This window comes from Streptococcus sp. 5004 (genome assembly GCF_013276755.1).
Lineage (GTDB): Bacteria > Bacillota > Bacilli > Lactobacillales > Streptococcaceae > Streptococcus.
In genome coordinates this window covers 20,065-39,622 of the sequence record NZ_VMLP01000019.1, presented here as the reverse complement: position 1 = coordinate 39,622, position 19,558 = coordinate 20,065, and the positions used below count along the sequence as shown (strand labels likewise).

Sequence of the window (19,558 nt, the reverse complement as noted above, 5' to 3'; positions counted from 1 at the left end):
GTAACTAGTTTTTACCTTGTTTTTTCTGTATAATGGGAAAAATGACTAGATAAAGAGGTAAATGTATGCTAAGATTTCCAAAGGATTTTGTCTGGGGATCCTCTACTTCTGGACCACAAACAGAAGGATGTGTAGCTGGTGACGGTAAGGGAGATAATCTCTGGGATTATTGGTACCAAGTGGAGCCAAATCGTTACTATAATGGGATTGGTCCAGATAAGACATCGACTTTTTATGAAAACTGGGAAAAGGATATCGACCTCTTGTTAGAAACTGGTCACACGGCCTTTCGGACTTCTATTCAGTGGTCACGGATTTTTCCACAAGGCTGTGGAAAAGTCAATCCTCAGGGTGTAGACTTTTACCGTAAAGTTTTTGAGGCTATTAAGGCCAAAGGGATTCGTCTTTTAGTCAATCTTTATCATTTTGATTTGCCTTTTGCCCTTCAAGAGGATGGTGATGGTTGGGAAAATAAGGCGATTGTCTCAGCCTATGAAGACTATGCTCGTTTTTGTTTTGAGACTTATGGAGATTTAGTGGATCAATGGATTACATTTAACGAGCCCATCGTTCCAGTAGAATTTGGCTATTTTTACGATGCCCATTATCCACATAAGGTGGATGCAGAGGCAGCCGTTAAAGTAGCTTATCATACACAATTGGCCAGCAGTCGGGCGGTCAAGGTCTGTCATGAAATCTTGCCTGATGCTAAGATTGGGATTGTCTTAAACTTGACACCGGCTTATCCACGTAGTCAGCATCCTGCTGATGTCAAGGCTGCTAATATTGCGGACCTTTTTCAGGCCCAATCTTTCTTAGATCCGTCTGTTTTGGGGACTTATCCACAGGAGTTAGTAGAAATCTTACATGAATACGGTCTCTTGCCTGATGCTACAGAGGAGGAGTTGGATCTCATTCGTGACAATACTGTGGACTTCCTTGGTGTCAACTACTATCAACCTTTGCGTGTTATGGCTCCTCGATTTGCGAAGCATCCAGAGAGTCCACTCTTACCAGAACATTTTTACGAGCCTTATGTGATGCCTGGACGTAAAATCAATCCTCACCGTGGCTGGGAGATTTATGAGCAAGGGATTTATGACATCGCCCAAAATATCAAGGAAAATTATGGCAATATCGAGTGGATGTTGACAGAGAATGGTATGGGTGTTGAAGGGGAAGAAAAATTCCGTCAAGATGGAATGATTCAAGATGATTACCGTATTGACTTTGTAAAAGGTCATCTTCGTGAACTTCACCGTGCTATTGAAGACGGAGCCAATTGTAAGGGCTACTTGATTTGGACCTTTATCGATTGCTGGTCATGGCTCAATAGCTATAAAAATCGCTATGGTTTGGTTGAATTAGACTTGGAAACGCAAGAACGTCGTCTGAAAAAATCAGGGCACTGGTTCAAGGAGCTAAGCGGTAATAATGGATTTTAAAAAAGACTATGACTGATTGTCCTAATTGGTCAGAGTTTTTTGGTTGCAAAAAAGTTAATTTGAACTATACCAATTTTTACTCTTGACAAGTGAAAGAAACAAGTATATACTGTTTTTGCTGATTCTATAAAAGAGGAATTAGACTATACCAATTTTAAGGAGAAAGCACAGCTGGTCTGTGTCGTATATACTATGTGTGGAATTGTTGGTGTTGTTGGAAACACAAATGCAACTGATATTTTGATTCAAGGGCTTGAAAAGCTCGAATACCGTGGCTATGATTCTGCGGGGATTTTTGTCCTAGGTGGTGCTGAGAACCATTTGGTGAAGGCTGTTGGTCGTATTGCAGAATTGTCTGCCAAGACAGCTGGTGTTGAGGGAACAACTGGGATCGGTCATACTCGTTGGGCAACTCATGGGAAACCAACGGAAGACAATGCTCACCCACACCGCTCTGAGACAGAACGTTTTGTCTTGGTGCACAATGGGGTGATTGAGAACTATCTTGAAATCAAGGAAGAATACCTTGCAGGTCACCACTTTAAAGGGCAAACAGATACGGAAATCGCCGTTCATTTGATTGGAAAATTTGCGGAAGAAGATGGCTTGTCAGTTCTTGAAGCCTTCAAAAAAGCCCTTCATATCATCCGTGGTTCTTATGCCTTTGCCTTGGTTGACTCACAAAATCCTGAAGTCATCTACGTGGCTAAAAATAAATCACCACTTTTGATTGGCCTTGGAGAAGGCTATAACATGGTCTGCTCAGATGCTATGGCTATGATTCGTGAAACCAACCAATACATGGAAATTCATGACCAAGAGTTGGTAATCGTCAAGGCTGATAGTGTGGAAGTTCAAGACTATGATGGAAATCGTCGTGAGCGTGCTAGCTACACTGCTGAACTTGACTTGTCAGATATCGGTAAGGGAACTTACCCTTACTATATGCTTAAGGAAATTGATGAGCAACCAACTGTTATGCGTAAACTCATCCAAGCCTACACAGATGAGGCTGGTCAAGTTGTCGTAGACCCAGCTATCATCCAGGCTGTTCAAGACGCAGACCGTATCTACATCCTTGCAGCTGGGACATCTTACCACGCAGGATTTGCTTCTAAGAAAATGTTGGAAGAATTGACAGATACGCCAGTTGAGCTTGGAATCTCATCTGAGTGGGGCTATGGTATGCCACTTCTTAGCAAGAAACCACTCTTCATCTTTATCAGCCAGTCTGGTGAAACAGCGGATAGCCGTCAGGTTTTGGTCAAGGCTAATGAAATGGGTATCCCAAGCTTGACAGTGACAAATGTCCCAGGTTCAACCCTTTCACGTGAAGCCAATCATACTATGCTCCTTCACGCAGGTCCTGAAATTGCCGTGGCATCAACTAAAGCCTATACAGCGCAAATCGCAGCCCTTGCCTTCCTTGCAAAAGCAGTCGGAGAAGCAAATGGCAATACTAAAGCGCAAGCCTTTGACCTGGTGCATGAGTTGTCAATCGTAGCTCAGTCTATCGAATCAACTCTTTCAGAGAAAGAAACCATTGAAGCCAAGGTTCGTGAGCTACTTGAAACAACTCGTAACGCCTTTTACATCGGACGTGGTCAAGATTACTACGTAGCCATGGAAGCAAGTCTCAAACTTAAAGAGATTTCTTACATCCAGTGTGAAGGGTTTGCGGCAGGAGAACTTAAGCACGGAACTATTGCCTTGATTGAGGATGGAACACCTGTTTTGGCTCTCTTGTCAGACCCAGTTCTTGCCAACCACACTCGTGGAAATATCCAAGAAGTGGCAGCCCGTGGTGCCAAAGTCCTCACTATCGCAGAAGAAAATGTTGCCAAAGATACCGACGACATCGTGCTTACGACTGTCCACCCTTACCTCTCACCAATCTCAATGGTCGTACCAACACAATTGGTCGCTTACTTTGCAACGCTTCATCGTGGTCTCGATGTGGACAAACCACGTAATCTTGCTAAGTCAGTGACGGTAGAATAAGCTAAAAAAGTCTAGTTATCTAGGCTTTTTCTTGTGAGCAAATCGGTTGCTTGTACTTAAGATTCGTGTTAGAATAATTTTTCAAATTGAAGGACAGAGGTAGACAAGGAGAATCACTGTGGTAGAATTGGGAATTTCAACATTTGGGGAAACAACGGAGCTTGAAGGGACTGGGGAAACTTACAGTCATGCCGAACGCATTCGTCAGTTGGTGGCAGAGATTGAACTGGCTGATAAGGTTGGTTTGGATGTGTATGGGATTGGTGAGCACCATCGAGAGGATTTTGCAGTATCAGCCCCAGAGATTGTTCTGGCCGCTGGGGCAGTTAATACCAATAAAATCCGTTTGACCAGTGCAGTCAGCATTCTTTCGAGCATGGATCCGATTCGCTTGTTCCAACAGTATGCCACTATCGATGCTTTGTCAAATGGACGTGCGGAGATTATGGCTGGAAGGGGTTCTTTCACGGAATCTTTTCCCTTGTTTGGATATGATTTGAAAGACTACGAAGCCCTTTTTGATGAGAAATTAGACTTGCTCCAGTTAGTCAATGAGAAGACCAGGATAGACTGGCAAGGGCGATTGACCCAAACAATCTCTGGCAAGGAAGTTTATCCTCGTCCAGTTCAGGACAAATTACCCTTGTGGATAGCGACAGGTGGCCATGTCGAATCAACAGTGAAGATTGCTCAGGCAGGTCTACCGATTGTCTATGCCATTATTGGTGGGAATCCGCGTTATTTTAAAAAGTTGATTCAGGCTTATCGTGAGATTGGTAGCGAAGCGGGTCATACCAGTAATGAGTTAAAGGTTGGGGCTCATTCTTGGGGGTGGATTGCTGAAGATGGCGAGCAGGCTGTGAAAGATTATTTCCATCCGACCAAGCAAGTAGTGGATGCTATTTCCAAAGATCGCCCGCACTGGCAGGAATTGCGTTATGAACAATATTTAGAGCAAGTTGGACCAAATGGCGCCATGTTTGTGGGAAATCCAGATCAGGTGGCAGAAAAATTGATTCGTATGATTGAGGATTTAGGATTGGACCGCTTCATGCTCCATCTACCGCTTGGTTCCATGCCTCATGAACAAGTTCTGAGAGCTATTGAACTCTTCGGCACACAAGTTGCACCCAAAGTACGGACTTATTTTGCCATGAAAGAGGCTTAATAAAAAATCTTAATCAGGCTTATTAGGACGACAAATATTGTACAAAAACTAATCCCCCGAGCTGTAAGGCTTGGGGGATTTTTCTATAGGAGGGCTAGTTTAGTTCTCTTTTTTGTTTTTTAGCAAGAACCCGAGACCTAGAAGGGCAAGGAGGTTGATTCCTGCCAACAGGAGTTTGTTATCGTTGAGCTTCCTGTATTTGGATTAGTTATATCTAGCTATGCAAAGGTTATACAGTAGCAGTTTTAGCTAACCCATTCACCGTTTTCATTGACCAAATAGCCTTCAACTCTTGTATTAACTGCAAGTTTACCTGATGAATCAACATAGTACCATTTGTCAGAAACTTCAAACCATTGATTTTCTTTCATAGCTCCTGATGGATCTAGATAGTACCAAGTATCTCCATCTTTAACCCAACCGGTTGACATAGAACCGTTACTATTTAGGAAGTACCAAACATTGCCATCTTTTACCCAACCAGTTGACATAGAGCCATCATCTTTTAGATAATACCAAGTATCTCCATCTTTGATCCAACCAGTAGCTAGAGAACCGTCTGCTTTATGGAAATACCAGATGCCATTTTCTTGTTTCCAACTAGCTTTAGTTGCCTGATTTGGAGTTTCCGGTTTCTTATTTGTATAAGCTGGAGTATAGGAAGTGACAATAGTTTGAGTAGGCGTAGATGGAAGTGATTGAGTATTATTGTCTTTATGTGGTTGTGAAGCTTGTGAACCAGTTGTAGCTTGGCTAGGTTTATTTTCTGCATCAGCTACTGTTGCAGATGGTTTAGTAGAATCAGGTTTAGCTTCTGGAGCTGGATCTTGATGTGCAGGGTGAGAAGCTTCATTTTGATGTTCAGGCTTGGAAGGGGTTGAGTCTGGTTTCTCTTCTGCAGTTGACTCATGGTTAGTTCCATTTTGAGAGACTCGAAGAACAGTAGCTGTAAGGGCATTTAATTTCAAGCCTTTTTCAGTCCACTCAAGTCCTTTCGGGTTGGCAATTCCGACTGGCCCTGCTTGGTTTTCATCTGCTAAAACTTCAGCATTTCTGAGATGTGCAAAGGCAGTTCCCAAATTAAATTCGCGAGCTTTTTCGTCAGCATTGACAAAAACTGCATAGATGTCTCCATTTGGAGCAGTGATTTGGTAGCCAATCACTACGTCCTCTTTTTCCACGCCATTTTGGCCTGGGACAGTGATGAGATGAACACGGTCTTTGATATCTTGGAGACTCTTAAGTCGGAAGGCATCTGTAGATTGACGAAGGGCAATCAAACCTTTCATATAGTCACGGCTCTTGACATTTTCAGGATATGCTTTTCCATCTGTAGCCTTGGTCCAGTCAAACTTGTTAATAGCATCGCTAGAATCGTAAGAGTCATGGATGAAGTAAGGATAGTCAAATGGATTGCCGTCCTTATCACGCAACAAGTGAGATTTGTTTGGAACCTTATCCTCTGCTACTGGAGTCTTGTAGGCTGGGTCACGGAATTGTTTAGTACGTCCATATTCCTGACCGGAGTGGATAAACGGAGTTCCTTGAGCTGTCAAGACCATGAGATTTCCAAGTCGCAAACGACGGTGGATTTCAGCATAGTTCTCAGCTTTGCTTGGATCTTTTTTGATAGATTGGGCGATGATGTCAAAGAGGGTCAAGTTATCATGGGCTGCGATGTATTGGATGACATCTCCAGGGCTGTCAGCTTCAAAGTTGGTTGGTTGAGCAATGATATTTTTGAAGATGGTGTTGATATCACGCTTGCCACCTGTGATAAAGGAAGGTTGACCTTCGTTTGGATAACCAGACTTGAGGTTGTTACGGATGTCATCTGAGAAGACAGCGACAGTATCGGTATGTTTCATCCAATCTTGGTCAGCAGCTTTAGTAGGCATGTTCTCATCACCAGCATAGGTTCTCCAACCTTCACCAAGCATGATTAAGTGTGGATTGAGGGCGCGTGCGGCCTTGTACGCTTCTTCAATAGAAGCTGCATCATGGTCTCCCATCATATCGAAGCGGAATCCATCCACTTTGTAGGTATCAACTAGATATTTGATAGAGTCAACTAGGAGTCGTTTGGTCATATGGTGGGTTGTCCCCAAGCGTCCACCACCAAAGCTAGTGCGAGGTGTCCCATCAGCATCCATAAAGTGGTAGTAGTTTGGCTCTAAATCTTCAAAGATATCGACCTTGGCTGTATGGTTATACACTACATCTAGGATAGCTCCCATACCACGTTTGTGGATCTCGTTGATGAGGTTTTTAAATTCTGCGATTCGTTTTTCTGGATTTTTAGGATCGCTTGAATACATACCAGTCAAGGAGAAGTAGTTTTGAGGGTCATATCCCCAGTTGTAGTTGCTGTTGCTTGAAGCATAGTCAGATAAGCGTTCGTGGTTCTTCAACTCATTGACAAAGTAGTAAGACAAGACTGGAAGGAGCTGGATGTGGGTTACACCCAAGTTTTTGAGGTAGTCTAGTTTTTCGATAAAGGCTTCAAAAGTACCAAATGGCTTAGTCAAATCTTTTGCGATGGCAGGATCTGAAGTGAAGTCACGCACATGAGCTTCATAGATGACAGCATCTTCGCGCGATTTGAAGTTGCGAATCTTACCATAAGTCAAGTCTTGAGGTCCTAGTTTAGCTGGGTCTACAAAGGCGGCTTTAGCCACTTTATGGGCATCGTCAATCTTAGCATCGTCACTATTCCAAGCAGCGAGGGATTTAGCGTAAGGATCGAGTGCAAGAACAGTTTTACCTTGACGCTCGATTTGGTATTGATAATAGTAGCCAGTGAAATCTGTGATTCCTAATTTGTTTGTGCTATCTAGAGTTTGTTTCCAAGTTCCTCTTTCCCCTTTTTCAAGAGCGACAGTTCCAACTACTTTTTCAGGGTCATTCTTGTCGTAGACAACAACAGAAACCTTATCAGCACTTGGTGACCAGAGAGTTAAATCAACCTGTTTTCCTTCTTCTTTGAGTTCAGCTCCAAGTTTACCATCATAGCTGTAAGTCTCATCTTTCAGGCGCCAGCTTGTTTTGGTAGTGAATTTGTCAGAGTTGTAGCTAACGGTATAAGGATGTTTTGTGTCAGAGAAATCTCCGCTGTAGGTCACTTTCTTACCAGCTTCATCGATTGCAACATCGGTGATAGTTACTTTGTTTCCTAGGTGATTAGTGATGTTGGAGTGCTTGAGGATATCCTCTTTTTTAGCACCAACAAGTGTTGAAAAACTACTTTCAATGCTAGAAGTGCCTACGTGTTGGGCTCCTGTCATACGGATATCATGGACATAGTATGGATTTGTGTAAATCGATTCGTCATCGTCTTTTAGGAAAATTTGGCTATGATTTTTCAAATCTGTAAACTTATAATCTTCTTTACGGATTTTCACGTCGTCTCCTTGTTTGCTCTCATCTAATAGCAAAAATCCAAATTCTCTCGCAGCTTCATTAAGAGGAATGTCGATATAGCGACCGTATTTACCTGTAGCCGTAAAGTCTGTTCCGTCAGGCCATTGAGCGCTACTTGGATTTTTCACATCTCCCCAGTACCAGAGAGATTTCTTGTCATAGTTGCCATCTGTGCGGTAGTAGTTGACGCGAACAGTTCCTGCAGGTTGTGGTTCGTAAGAGAAAACCTTGTAATCTTGGTCCAACCAAGCCTCATTCATCTTTGGTGCCAGTTTTTCTACAGATTTATCGCCGGTTAGATTTTTTCCAGCTGTATTGTTGATGAGGAAGCTAATTTTCTTAGCTTGTTCTCCCTTTAATTTGACATCTAGGTAGTAGCCGTAGTCGTCTTTTTTAGCATCCTTGAAGGACAAGGCTCCGTTAGGCCAGTTTTCAGAAGGTTTTTCAACATCATCCCAAGTCCAGAGTCCTTGAGCATCCTTGTTTTCTTCAGGAAGTTTTTTGACATGGATACGGAAGTAGTTGTCTTCGATTGGCTCTTCTGCCTTAGTTTCAGTTGCTACTGGACTAGTAGAAGTAGTTGGCTCATTTGAACGATCTTGTCCAGTTTGTGGTGCTGAATCGGCTGGGCTTGCAACAGGAGTTGTTGGATCTGTTGCAGGTTTTTCTTCTGCTTTCTCTAGGGAAGCGTTTGCATTTTCGAGTGAAGAAATATCACTTTCCTTCTTACCAGAGCCAGCTGCTGTATCAGTAAGAGGTTGGGCAAGGATGGTTGTATTTCCGTTGCTGGGTTCGTTAGTGGTTGTTGTACTTTCGTCGGCTGAGATAGTTGGCGTAGCCATAGCAAGTAGGACAAGGCTTGCGCCGATAAGGACAGAACCAGTTCCATTCTTGAGGGAACGGATGCTGTAGACCATTTTTTTCTCAGTTTGAGCTGGTGTTTTTCTCATAATGATTCTCCAATCAATAAATTTCTATATCAGTATAGCATGTAGTAAAACAATATGCAAGCGTTTTCTTTGGTTTGTAAAAGAAATTCTTACTTTTGAGAAGTTTTCCGTATTATTTTATATATCAGTATAAATAATGGAAATAATACTCAATGAAAATCAAAGAGCAAACTAGGAAACTAGCCGCAGGCTGTACTTGAGTACGGCAAGGCGACGTTGACGTGGTTTGAAGAGATTTTCGAATAGTATAAAAATGTCACATAAGACAAGCCGTATTATTAGGAAGATGATGTGTTCCCAGCTATTTTTATTCAGAAATTGCTCTCTAATATTTCTTTAAAAAGTTCATCTAGCGAAACTATAAATAGGAAGAGAAAAAGCTGGCGCTTCTCAAGTTTTATCTAGTTTCCAAACTATAGTATTTACTGGAAATCTAAAGAAAATATCAGAAAAATTCAGCAAACGTTTTCTTCTTATTTTCTTGACTTTTTTGCTGATTTGTGCTTGACTTTTACTTGAAATTTGATAAACTATAGACAAATAGGAAAACGTATTCATTTAAAAACGGAGGAATAAGGAATGAATCAAGAAAAACGTTTGCATCGCTTTGTCAAAAAGTGTGGACTCGGTGTGTGTAGTGCTGTTGTTGCGGCCTTTTTATTGAGCGCTCAGGGAGTAGCTTTGGCTACAGAGCAAGGGAATCGTCCAGTTGAGACAGAAAACATCGCTCGTGGAAAACAAGCTAGTCAAAGTTCTACTGCTTATGGAGGAGCTGCTACACGAGCAGTGGACGGTAATGTTGACAGTGATTACGGGCACCATTCTGTAACACACACAAACTTTGAAGACAATGCTTGGTGGCAAGTTGATCTTGGAAAAACAGAGAATGTTGGAAAAGTTAAACTTTACAATCGTGGAGATGGGAATGTAGCTAATCGTCTTTCCAATTTTGATGTTGTTTTGTTAAATGAAGCAAAACAAGAAGTTGCTCGTCAACACTTTGATAGTTTGAATGGGAAGGCAGAACTTGAAGTTTTCTTCACCGCCAAAGGCGCTCGTTATGTAAAAGTGGAGTTGAAAACTAAAAATACCCCATTGAGCTTGGCAGAAGTGGAAGTATTCCGTTCAGCAACAACTCAAGTTGGACAGGATAGAACTGCACCAGTAGTAAATCAAAAATCAGCATTGAAAGACTACCTTTTTGGCTTAACTTATAATCCTTTGGATATTTTAACTCGCAAAGGAGAAACATTAGAAAATCGCTACAACACAAGTGCTAAGGAACAAAATGGAGAGTTTGTCGTTGTAGAAAAAATCAAGAAAACCCTCTCTACAGGCACAGCAGATGTTTCCATCAATGGAAATCAAAATGTCTTCCTAGGTGGCTTGTATAAGGCAAACCAAAATCTGCTAGAAAATCAGCCAGAATTGATTAGTCTTGCCCGTGCAAAGGGGACAGTCAGCGTCGATTTACCTGGTATGATTCAGTCTGACAGCCGAATTGAAGCAGATCCTACAACTAGTGGTATGCAGTCTGCGATGAATACCTTGGTTGAAAGATGGACAAAGAATTACTCATCTAGCCATTCCGTTCCTGCCCGTGTTCAGTATGAATCAACTACAGCCTATAGCATGAATCAATTGAAAGCAAAATTTGGTGCAGACTTTGAAAAAGCAGGTGCACCGCTCAAGATTGACTTTGAGGCTGTGCAAAAGGGTGAAAAGCAAATTGAAGTTGTAAACTTTAAACAAATCTACTATACAGCGACATTTGATGCACCGACCAATCCAGCGGCTGTATTTGACAAGAGTGTGACACCTGAAGATTTAAAACAGAGAGGCGTTGATTCACAAACTCCACCTGTATATGTATCAAACGTTTCTTACGGACGTCAAATCTATGTTAAGTTTGAGTCAACAAGTAAGTCTACTGAATTAAAAGCAGCTATCAATGCGGTTATCAAAGGCGCAACAATTGCTCCAAATTCTGAATGGAGCCGTCTATTGAAGAATACTTCTGTAACAGCGGTAATTGTAGGAGGTAATGCTAGCGGTGCCGCCAAAGTTGTCACAGGAACAGTCGAAAACTTGAAGGAACTCATCAGAGAAGGAGCTAACTTTAGCGCTCAAAGTCCAGCTGTGCCAATCTCATATAAGACTGCCTTCCTAAAAGATAATGCCCAAGCAACTTTACAAAATAGTACAGACTATATCGAAACGAAGGTTACTTCTTACAAAAATGGTTTCTTGAAACTTCATCATAAGGGTGCTTATGTTGCGCGTTACTACATCTATTGGGATGAAATTACATATGATGAACAAGGAAATCCAGAAATTCGTTCACGTCAATGGGAAGATAACGGAAAAAACAGAACTTCAGGCTTCCAAACAGAGATTCAATTTAAAGGAAATGTCCGTAATCTTCGTATCAAGGTTCAAGAAAAGACGGGTCTTGTATGGGAACCATGGCGTACAGTTTACAACCGCACAGACTTACCACTAGTACAACAGCGTACAATTACACATTGGGGAACAACTCTAAACCCTAAAGTTGATGAAAAAATTGTGAATGAGTAACGATTTGATTTACTTGATTCGATAGTAAACAGTGAAGAGGAGGAACTTCGATTTTTCCTCTTTTATGATTGACTTTTGAGAGAATGAAAAGGGTAACTTCTATAGCAGATTGAAACTAGAATAGTACGTTGTTGCTATTAAAACATTTTCAAACGTCTCAGACTTAATTCCACCATAAAAATCCGTTTTAGACTAATTTCCACTTCGGTTAGGTAAGTAGAAGTTACTTTGAGAAGTTACCTACGAAAAAAAATTACCAAAAATCTACAGAATCCCTTGAAAAATCTAGCTAAATAGGGTATAATATGAATAATCATTTGTCGTAGGTTTTGTCTGAAATATTGTCCAGACAAGGCTCACAGCAGTTAAATCTTCTGAAAAAGTCAGATTTAGCTGCTCTTTTTGTGCTTTTTTTCAGGATTTCGAGCGGTTGTAACAAAGACTTAAAGATTCTGAAAATTCATCAAAGGGACACGGTGATAAGGGTTTTACAACCATATGACGATTAGAAAAGCCTAATTGACAAGGCTTGGAACTTATTTACAAAGGAGAATCATCTTGGCAGGACATGACGTTCAATACGGGAAACATCGTACCCGTCGTAGTTTTTCAAGAATCAAAGAAGTTCTTGACTTACCAAATTTGATTGAAATTCAAACTGACTCATTCAAAGATTTCCTAGACCATGGTCTTAAGGAAGTGTTTGAAGATGTATTGCCAATTTCAAACTTCACAGACACAATGGAGTTGGAATTTGTTGGATATGAAATCAAGGAACCAAAATACACGCTAGAAGAAGCTCGTATCCACGATGCTAGCTACTCAGCACCAATTTTTGTAACCTTCCGCTTGATCAATAAAGAAACAGGCGAAATCAAGACCCAAGAAGTTTTCTTTGGTGATTTCCCAATCATGACAGAAATGGGTACTTTTATCATCAATGGTGGTGAACGTATCATCGTATCTCAGTTGGTCCGCTCACCAGGTGTTTACTTTAACGACAAAGTTGATAAAAACGGTAAAGTGGGATATGGTTCAACTGTTATCCCTAACCGTGGAGCTTGGTTGGAGCTTGAAAGCGACTCAAAAGACATCGCCTACACTCGTATCGACCGTACTCGTAAGATTCCATTTACGACCTTGGTTCGTGCCCTTGGTTTCTCAGGTGATGATGAAATCTTTGATATCTTTGGTGACAGCGAATTGGTTCGCAACACTGTTGAAAAAGATATCCACAAGAACCCAATGGACTCTCGTACCGACGAAGCTTTGAAAGAAATCTACGAACGCCTCCGTCCAGGTGAGCCTAAGACTGCTGAAAGCTCACGTAGCTTGCTTGTAGCTCGCTTCTTTGACCCACGTCGCTATGACTTGGCAGCAGTTGGTCGTTACAAAATCAATAAAAAACTCAATGTTAAAACACGTTTGCTCAACCAAACCATTGCTGAGCCATTGGTAGACCCTGAAACAGGAGAAATCTTGGTAGAAGCTGGTACAATCATGACTCGTAGCGTGATTGAAAGTATTGAAAGCCATTTGGATGGTGACTTGAACAAGATTGTTTACATTCCGAATGATGCAGCGGTTGTGACTGAGCCAGTTGTTCTTCAAAAATTCAAGGTTGTTGCACCAACTGATCCAGACCGTGTTGTAACCATCATTGGTAATGCTAATCCAGATGACAAGGTTCGTATCGTCACTCCTGCTGATATCCTTGCTGAGATGAGCTACTTCCTCAACTTGGCTGAAGGCCTTGGCCGTGTAGATGACATCGACCACCTTGGAAACCGTCGTATCCGTGCGGTTGGTGAATTGCTTGCCAACCAAGTACGTTTGGGACTTTCTCGTATGGAACGTAATGTCCGTGAACGTATGTCTGTTCAAGACAACGAAGTCTTGACACCACAACAAATCATCAACATCCGTCCTGTAACAGCTGCGGTTAAAGAATTCTTTGGTTCATCACAGTTGTCACAGTTCATGGACCAACACAATCCGCTTTCTGAGTTGTCTCACAAACGCCGTTTGTCAGCCTTGGGACCTGGTGGTTTGACACGTGACCGTGCTGGATATGAAGTACGTGACGTGCACTACACTCACTACGGTCGTATGTGTCCAATCGAGACACCTGAAGGACCTAACATCGGTTTGATTAACAACTTGTCATCTTACGGACATTTGAACAAGTATGGTTTTGTTCAAACACCATACCGTAAAGTTGACCGTGAAACAGGTGTTGTTACCAACGAAATCGTTTGGTTGACAGCCGATGAAGAAGATGAATTTACTGTAGCACAGGCTAATTCTCGTCTGAATGAAGATGGAACATTTGCTGAGAAGATTGTCATGGGACGTCACCAAGGGGTTAACCAAGAGTATCCAGCTAATATTGTTGACTACATGGACGTTTCACCAAAACAGGTAGTTGCCGTTGCGACAGCATGTATTCCTTTCTTGGAAAACGATGACTCCAACCGTGCCCTCATGGGAGCCAACATGCAACGTCAGGCTGTGCCATTGATCAATCCTCAAGCACCTTACGTTGGTACTGGTATGGAATACCAAGCAGCCCACGATTCAGGAGCTGCTGTGATTGCTCAGTATGATGGTAAAGTTACTTACGCAGATGCTGACAAGGTAGAAGTTCGTCGTGAAGATGGTTCATTGGACGTTTACCACATCCAAAAATTCCGTCGTTCAAACTCAGGTACTGCCTACAACCAACGTACGCTTGTTAAAGTTGGCGATGTCGTTGAAAAAGGCGATTTTATCGCTGACGGACCTTCTATGGAAAATGGAGAAATGGCGCTTGGACAAAACCCAATCGTTGCCTACATGACTTGGGAAGGTTACAACTTCGAGGATGCTGTTATCATGAGCGAACGCTTGGTCAAAGACGATGTCTATACATCTGTTCACCTTGAAGAATACGAATCAGAAACACGCGATACAAAGCTTGGGCCTGAAGAAATTACTCGTGAAATTCCAAACGTTGGTGAAGATGCCCTTAAAGACCTTGACGAAATGGGTATTATCCGTATCGGTGCTGAGGTTAAAGAAGGTGATATCCTTGTAGGTAAAGTAACACCTAAGGGTGAGAAAGACCTTTCAGCTGAAGAACGTCTCTTGCACGCTATCTTCGGTGACAAGTCTCGTGAAGTTCGTGATACTTCTCTTCGTGTACCACACGGTGCCGATGGTGTCGTTCGTGATGTTAAGATCTTTACACGTGCAAATGGAGATGAGTTGCAATCAGGTGTTAACATGCTGGTTCGTGTCTACATCGCTCAAAAACGTAAGATCAAGGTCGGAGATAAGATGGCCGGACGTCACGGAAACAAAGGGGTTGTCTCTCGTATCGTTCCTGTAGAAGACATGCCTTATCTTCCAGACGGAACTCCAGTCGACATCATGTTGAACCCACTTGGGGTGCCATCACGTATGAATATCGGTCAGGTTATGGAGCTCCACCTTGGTATGGCGGCTCGTACTCTTGGTATTCACATCGCAACACCAGTCTTTGACGGAGCAAGTTCTGAAGACCTTTGGTCAACTGTTAAAGAAGCTGGTATGGATAGCGATGCCAAGACAATCCTTTACGATGGACGTACTGGTGAACCATTTGATAACCGTGTGTCAGTTGGTGTCATGTACATGATCAAACTCCACCACATGGTTGATGATAAATTGCACGCACGTTCAGTCGGGCCATACTCAACCGTTACTCAACAACCACTCGGAGGTAAAGCTCAGTTTGGTGGACAACGTTTTGGTGAGATGGAGGTTTGGGCTCTTGAAGCCTATGGTGCGTCAAATGTCCTTCAAGAAATCTTGACTTACAAGTCTGACGATATTAACGGACGTTTGAAAGCTTATGAAGCTATTACAAAAGGAAAACCAATTCCAAAACCAGGTGTTCCAGAATCCTTCCGAGTTCTTGTCAAAGAATTGCAATCTCTTGGTCTTGACATGCGTGTCCTAGACGAAGATGACCAAGAAGTGGAACTTCGCGACTTGGATGAAGGAATGGACGAAGATGTCATCCACGTAGATGACCTTGAAAAAGCCCGCGAAAAAGCAGCCCAAGAGGCTAAAGCAGCCTTTGAAGCTGAAGAAGCTGAGAAAGCAACAAAAGCGGAAGCAACAGAAGAAGCTGCTGAATAAGAATAAGCAGTTCACTTAGAATAGAAAGGGAAGAAATAGTGGTTGATGTAAATCGTTTTAAAAGTATGCAAATCACCCTAGCTTCTCCAAGTAAAGTCCGTTCATGGTCTTATGGAGAAGTCAAAAAACCTGAAACAATCAATTACCGTACCTTGAAACCAGAACGTGAAGGACTCTTTGATGAAGTTATCTTTGGTCCTACAAAAGACTGGGAATGTGCTTGTGGTAAGTACAAACGCATTCGTTACAGAGGAATTGTTTGTGACCGCTGTGGGGTTGAAGTAACGCGTACGAAAGTTCGTCGTGAGCGTATGGGGCACATTGAGTTGAAAGCTCCTGTATCTCACATCTGGTACTTCAAGGGGATTCCAAGCCGTATGGGCTTGACCCTTGATATGAGCCCTCGTGCCCTCGAGGAAGTTATCTACTTTGCGGCTTATGTGGTGATTGATCCTAAGGATACACCACTTGAGCACAAGTCTATCATGACAGAGCGCGAATACCGTGAGCGCTTGCGTGAGTATGGTTATGGATCATTCGTTGCCAAGATGGGTGCCGAAGCCATTCAAGACCTTTTGAAACAAGTAGATCTTGAAAAAGAAATTGCTGAACTCAAAGAAGAGTTAAAAACAGCTACTGGACAAAAACGTGTCAAAGCCATCCGTCGTTTGGATGTTTTGGATGCCTTTTATAAGTCTGGAAACAAACCTGAATGGATGATTCTCAACATCCTTCCGGTTATTCCACCAGATCTTCGTCCAATGTTGCAGTTGGATGGTGGCCGTTTTGCCTCATCTGACTTGAACGACCTTTACCGCCGTGTTATCAACCGTAACAACCGTTTGGCTCGTTTGCTTGAGTTGAATGCACCAGGTATCATCGTTCAAAATGAGAAGCGTATGCTTCAAGAGGCGGTTGACGCTTTGATTGACAATGGTCGTCGTGGTCGTCCAATCACAGGACCAGGTAGCCGTCCATTGAAATCATTGAGCCACATGCTTAAAGGTAAACAAGGACGCTTCCGTCAAAACTTGCTCGGTAAACGTGTTGACTTCTCAGGACGTTCAGTTATCGCCGTTGGTCCAACTCTTAAGATGTACCAATGTGGTGTGCCACGTGAAATGGCGATTGAACTCTTTAAACCATTTGTCATGCGTGAAATCGTTGCCCGTGATATCGTGCAAAACGTCAAAGCAGCTAAACGCTTGGTGGAACGCGGAGATGAGCGTATCTGGGATATCCTTGAAGAAGTGATTAAAGAACACCCAGTGCTTTTGAACCGCGCACCGACCCTTCACCGTTTGGGTATCCAAGCCTTCGAGCCAGTCTTGATTGATGGTAAGGCCCTTCGCTTGCACCCACTTGTCTGTGAAGCCTACAATGCCGACTTTGACGGGGACCAAATGGCCATCCACGTACCGCTTTCAGAAGAAGCCCAAGCAGAAGCTCGTATCCTCATGCTCGCTGCTGAGCATATCTTGAACCCGAAAGATGGTAAACCAGTTGTTACACCATCTCAGGACATGGTTTTGGGTAACTACTACTTGACCATGGAAGAAGCTGGCCGTGAAGGTGAAGGAATGGTCTTCAAAGACCGTGACGAAGCGGTTATGGCTTACCGTAATGGTTATGTTCACCTTCACTCACGTGTTGGTATCGCAACAGACAGCCTCAACAAGCCTTGGACAGAAGAGCAAAAACATAAAGTCTTGCTTACAACAGTTGGTAAAATCCTCTTCAACGACATCATGCCAGAGGGTCTACCATACTTGCAAGAACCAAACAATGCCAACTTGACAGAAGGCGTTCCAGCTAAATATTTCTTGCCACTTGGTGGAGATATCAAGGAAGCAATCAGCAATCTTGAACTTAACCCCCCATTCAAGAAGAAAAACCTTGGAAATATCATCGCTGAAATCTTCAAACGTTTCCGTACGACAGAAACTTCTGCCCTACTTGACCGCATGAAGAACCTCGGTTACCACCATTCAACTCTTGCAGGATTGACAGTGGGTATTGCCGATATCCCAGTCGTTGATGACAAGGCTGAAATCATTGAAGAATCACACAAACGTGTCGAACAAATCACAAAACAATTCCGTCGTGGTATGATCACAGACGACGAGCGTTACAATGCCGTTACAGCTGAATGGCGTGCTGCTCGTGAAAAACTTGAGAAACGCTTGATTGCCAACCAAGATCCTAAGAACCCAATCGTTATGATGATGGACTCAGGAGCCCGTGGTAACATCTCAAACTTCTCACAGCTTGCCGGTATGCGTGGTCTGATGGCTGCTCCGAACGGACGTATCATGGAATTGCCAATCCTTTCAAACTTCCGCGAAGGTTTGTCGGTACTCGAAATGTTCTTCTCAACTCACGGTGCCCGTAAAGGTATGACTGATACGGCCCTTAAGACAGCCGACTCAGGTTACTTGACTCGTCGTTTGGTTGACGTTGCCCAAGACGTTATCATCCGTGAGGATGACTGTGGAACAGACCGTGGTCTCTTGATCCGTTCTATCGCAGAAGGAAAAGAAATGATCGAGTCACTCGAAGAGCGTCTCAATGGTCGTTACACTAAGAAAACTGTTAAACATCCAGAAACTGGTGCAGTAATCATTGGTCCAAATGAGTTGATTACAGAAGACAAGGCGCGTGAAATTGTCAATGCTGGTGTAGAAGAAGTTACTATCCGCTCTGTATTTACATGTAACACTCGTCATGGTGTCTGCCGTCACTGTTACGGTATCAACTTGGCGACTGGTGATGCGGTTGAAGTTGGTGAAGCAGTTGGTACAATCGCTGCCCAATCTATCGGGGAACCTGGTACACAGCTGACAATGCGTACCTTCCACACGGGTGGGGTTGCCTCAAATACCGATATCACTCAGGGTCTTCCTCGTGTCCAAGAAATCTTTGAAGCCCGCAATCCTAAAGGGGAAGCGGTTATCACAGAGGTTAAAGGACAAGTTACCGCTATCGAAGAAGATGCATCAACTCGTACTAAGAAAGTCTTTGTTAAGGGTGAAACTGGCGAAGGTGAATATGTCGTTCCATTTACAGCTCGTATGCGTGTAGAAGTTGGAGACCAAGTAGCGCGTGGTGCTGCTCTTACAGAAGGTTCTATCCAACCAAAACGTCTCCTTGCAGTTCGTGATGTCTTGTCAGTTGAAACTTACCTTCTCGGTGAAGTACAAAAAGTTTACCGTAGCCAAGGGGTAGAAATCGGTGACAAACACATCGAGGTAATGGTTCGTCAAATGATTCGTAAAGTCCGTGTCATGGATCCAGGAGATACAGACCTTCTCATGGGTACCCTTATGGATATCAATGACTTTACAGATGCCAACAAAGATGTCCTTATCGCAGGTGGAGTTCCAGCGACTGGTCGTCCAGTCCTTATGGGAATTACCAAAGCCTCACTTGAAACCAACAGTTTCTTGTCAGCGGCTTCCTTCCAGGAAACAACTCGTGTCCTTACTGACGCGGCTATCCGTGGTAAGAAAGACCATCTCCTTGGACTCAAGGAAAATGTTATCATCGGTAAGATTATCCCAGCAGGTACTGGTATGGCCCGTTACCGTAACCTTGAACCACATGCTGTCAACGAAGAAGAATACCTTAATCCTTCAGTAGAGGAAGAAGGGAATGAAGAAACAACAGAAGTAGTTGTGGATACTGCCGTTGAAACTGTGGAAGAAACAGTAGAATAAAAGAGAATGAGAGAGCCTTCGGGTTCTCTTTCTCTTTTCTGAAAATTTTCTCCATTTTTCCATGAAATGTGGTAAAATAATACTCAATGAAAATCAAAGAGCAAACTAGGAAACTAG

At 42.9% G+C, this 19,558-nt stretch carries 7 protein-coding genes; 6 read left to right on the top strand and 1 reads right to left on the bottom strand.

What is annotated here, in order from left to right; all coding sequences use genetic code 11:
• Positions 1-65: 65 nt before the first annotated feature.
• The 3 genes from bglA (at position 66) to HT685_RS06745 (ending at position 4,614) form a co-directional block, all read left to right on the top strand.
• On the top strand, positions 66-1,445 hold the full coding sequence (gene bglA, locus HT685_RS06755) for a 6-phospho-beta-glucosidase (protein WP_173225198.1): 1,380 nt from the start codon (positions 66-68) through the stop codon (positions 1,443-1,445).
• 192 nt (positions 1,446-1,637) lie between these two features.
• Positions 1,638-3,446: a glutamine--fructose-6-phosphate transaminase (isomerizing) gene (glmS, locus tag HT685_RS06750; RefSeq protein ID WP_173225203.1), complete on the top strand. Its 1,809-nt coding sequence runs from the start codon at positions 1,638-1,640 to the stop codon at positions 3,444-3,446.
• 118 nt (positions 3,447-3,564) lie between these two features.
• Entirely contained in the window at positions 3,565-4,614 is a 1,050-nt protein-coding gene (locus HT685_RS06745; RefSeq protein ID WP_173225206.1) for an Atu2307/SP_0267 family LLM class monooxygenase, read from the top strand.
• 245 nt (positions 4,615-4,859) lie between these two features.
• On the opposite strand, the gene HT685_RS06730 is transcribed toward HT685_RS06745, so the two are convergent.
• Positions 4,860-8,984 (bottom strand): pullulanase, encoded by a 4,125-nt coding sequence (locus HT685_RS06730; RefSeq protein ID WP_240148752.1) that lies wholly within the window; start codon positions 8,982-8,984, stop codon positions 4,860-4,862.
• A gap of 579 nt (positions 8,985-9,563) precedes the next feature.
• On the opposite strand from HT685_RS06730, the gene HT685_RS06725 reads away from it, so the two are divergent.
• From HT685_RS06725 to rpoC, 3 genes are all read left to right on the top strand, one after another.
• Positions 9,564-11,561 (top strand): thiol-activated cytolysin family protein, encoded by a 1,998-nt coding sequence (locus HT685_RS06725; RefSeq protein ID WP_173225209.1) that lies wholly within the window; start codon positions 9,564-9,566, stop codon positions 11,559-11,561.
• 558 nt (positions 11,562-12,119) lie between these two features.
• Positions 12,120-15,725: a DNA-directed RNA polymerase subunit beta gene (gene rpoB / locus HT685_RS06720; protein WP_173225212.1), complete on the top strand. Its 3,606-nt coding sequence runs from the start codon at positions 12,120-12,122 to the stop codon at positions 15,723-15,725.
• Between the two features lie 38 nt (positions 15,726-15,763).
• Positions 15,764-19,441, top strand: coding sequence for a DNA-directed RNA polymerase subunit beta' (gene rpoC / locus HT685_RS06715; RefSeq protein WP_173225215.1), 3,678 nt, complete (start codon positions 15,764-15,766; stop codon positions 19,439-19,441).
• The last annotated feature ends 117 nt before the right edge of the window (positions 19,442-19,558 follow it).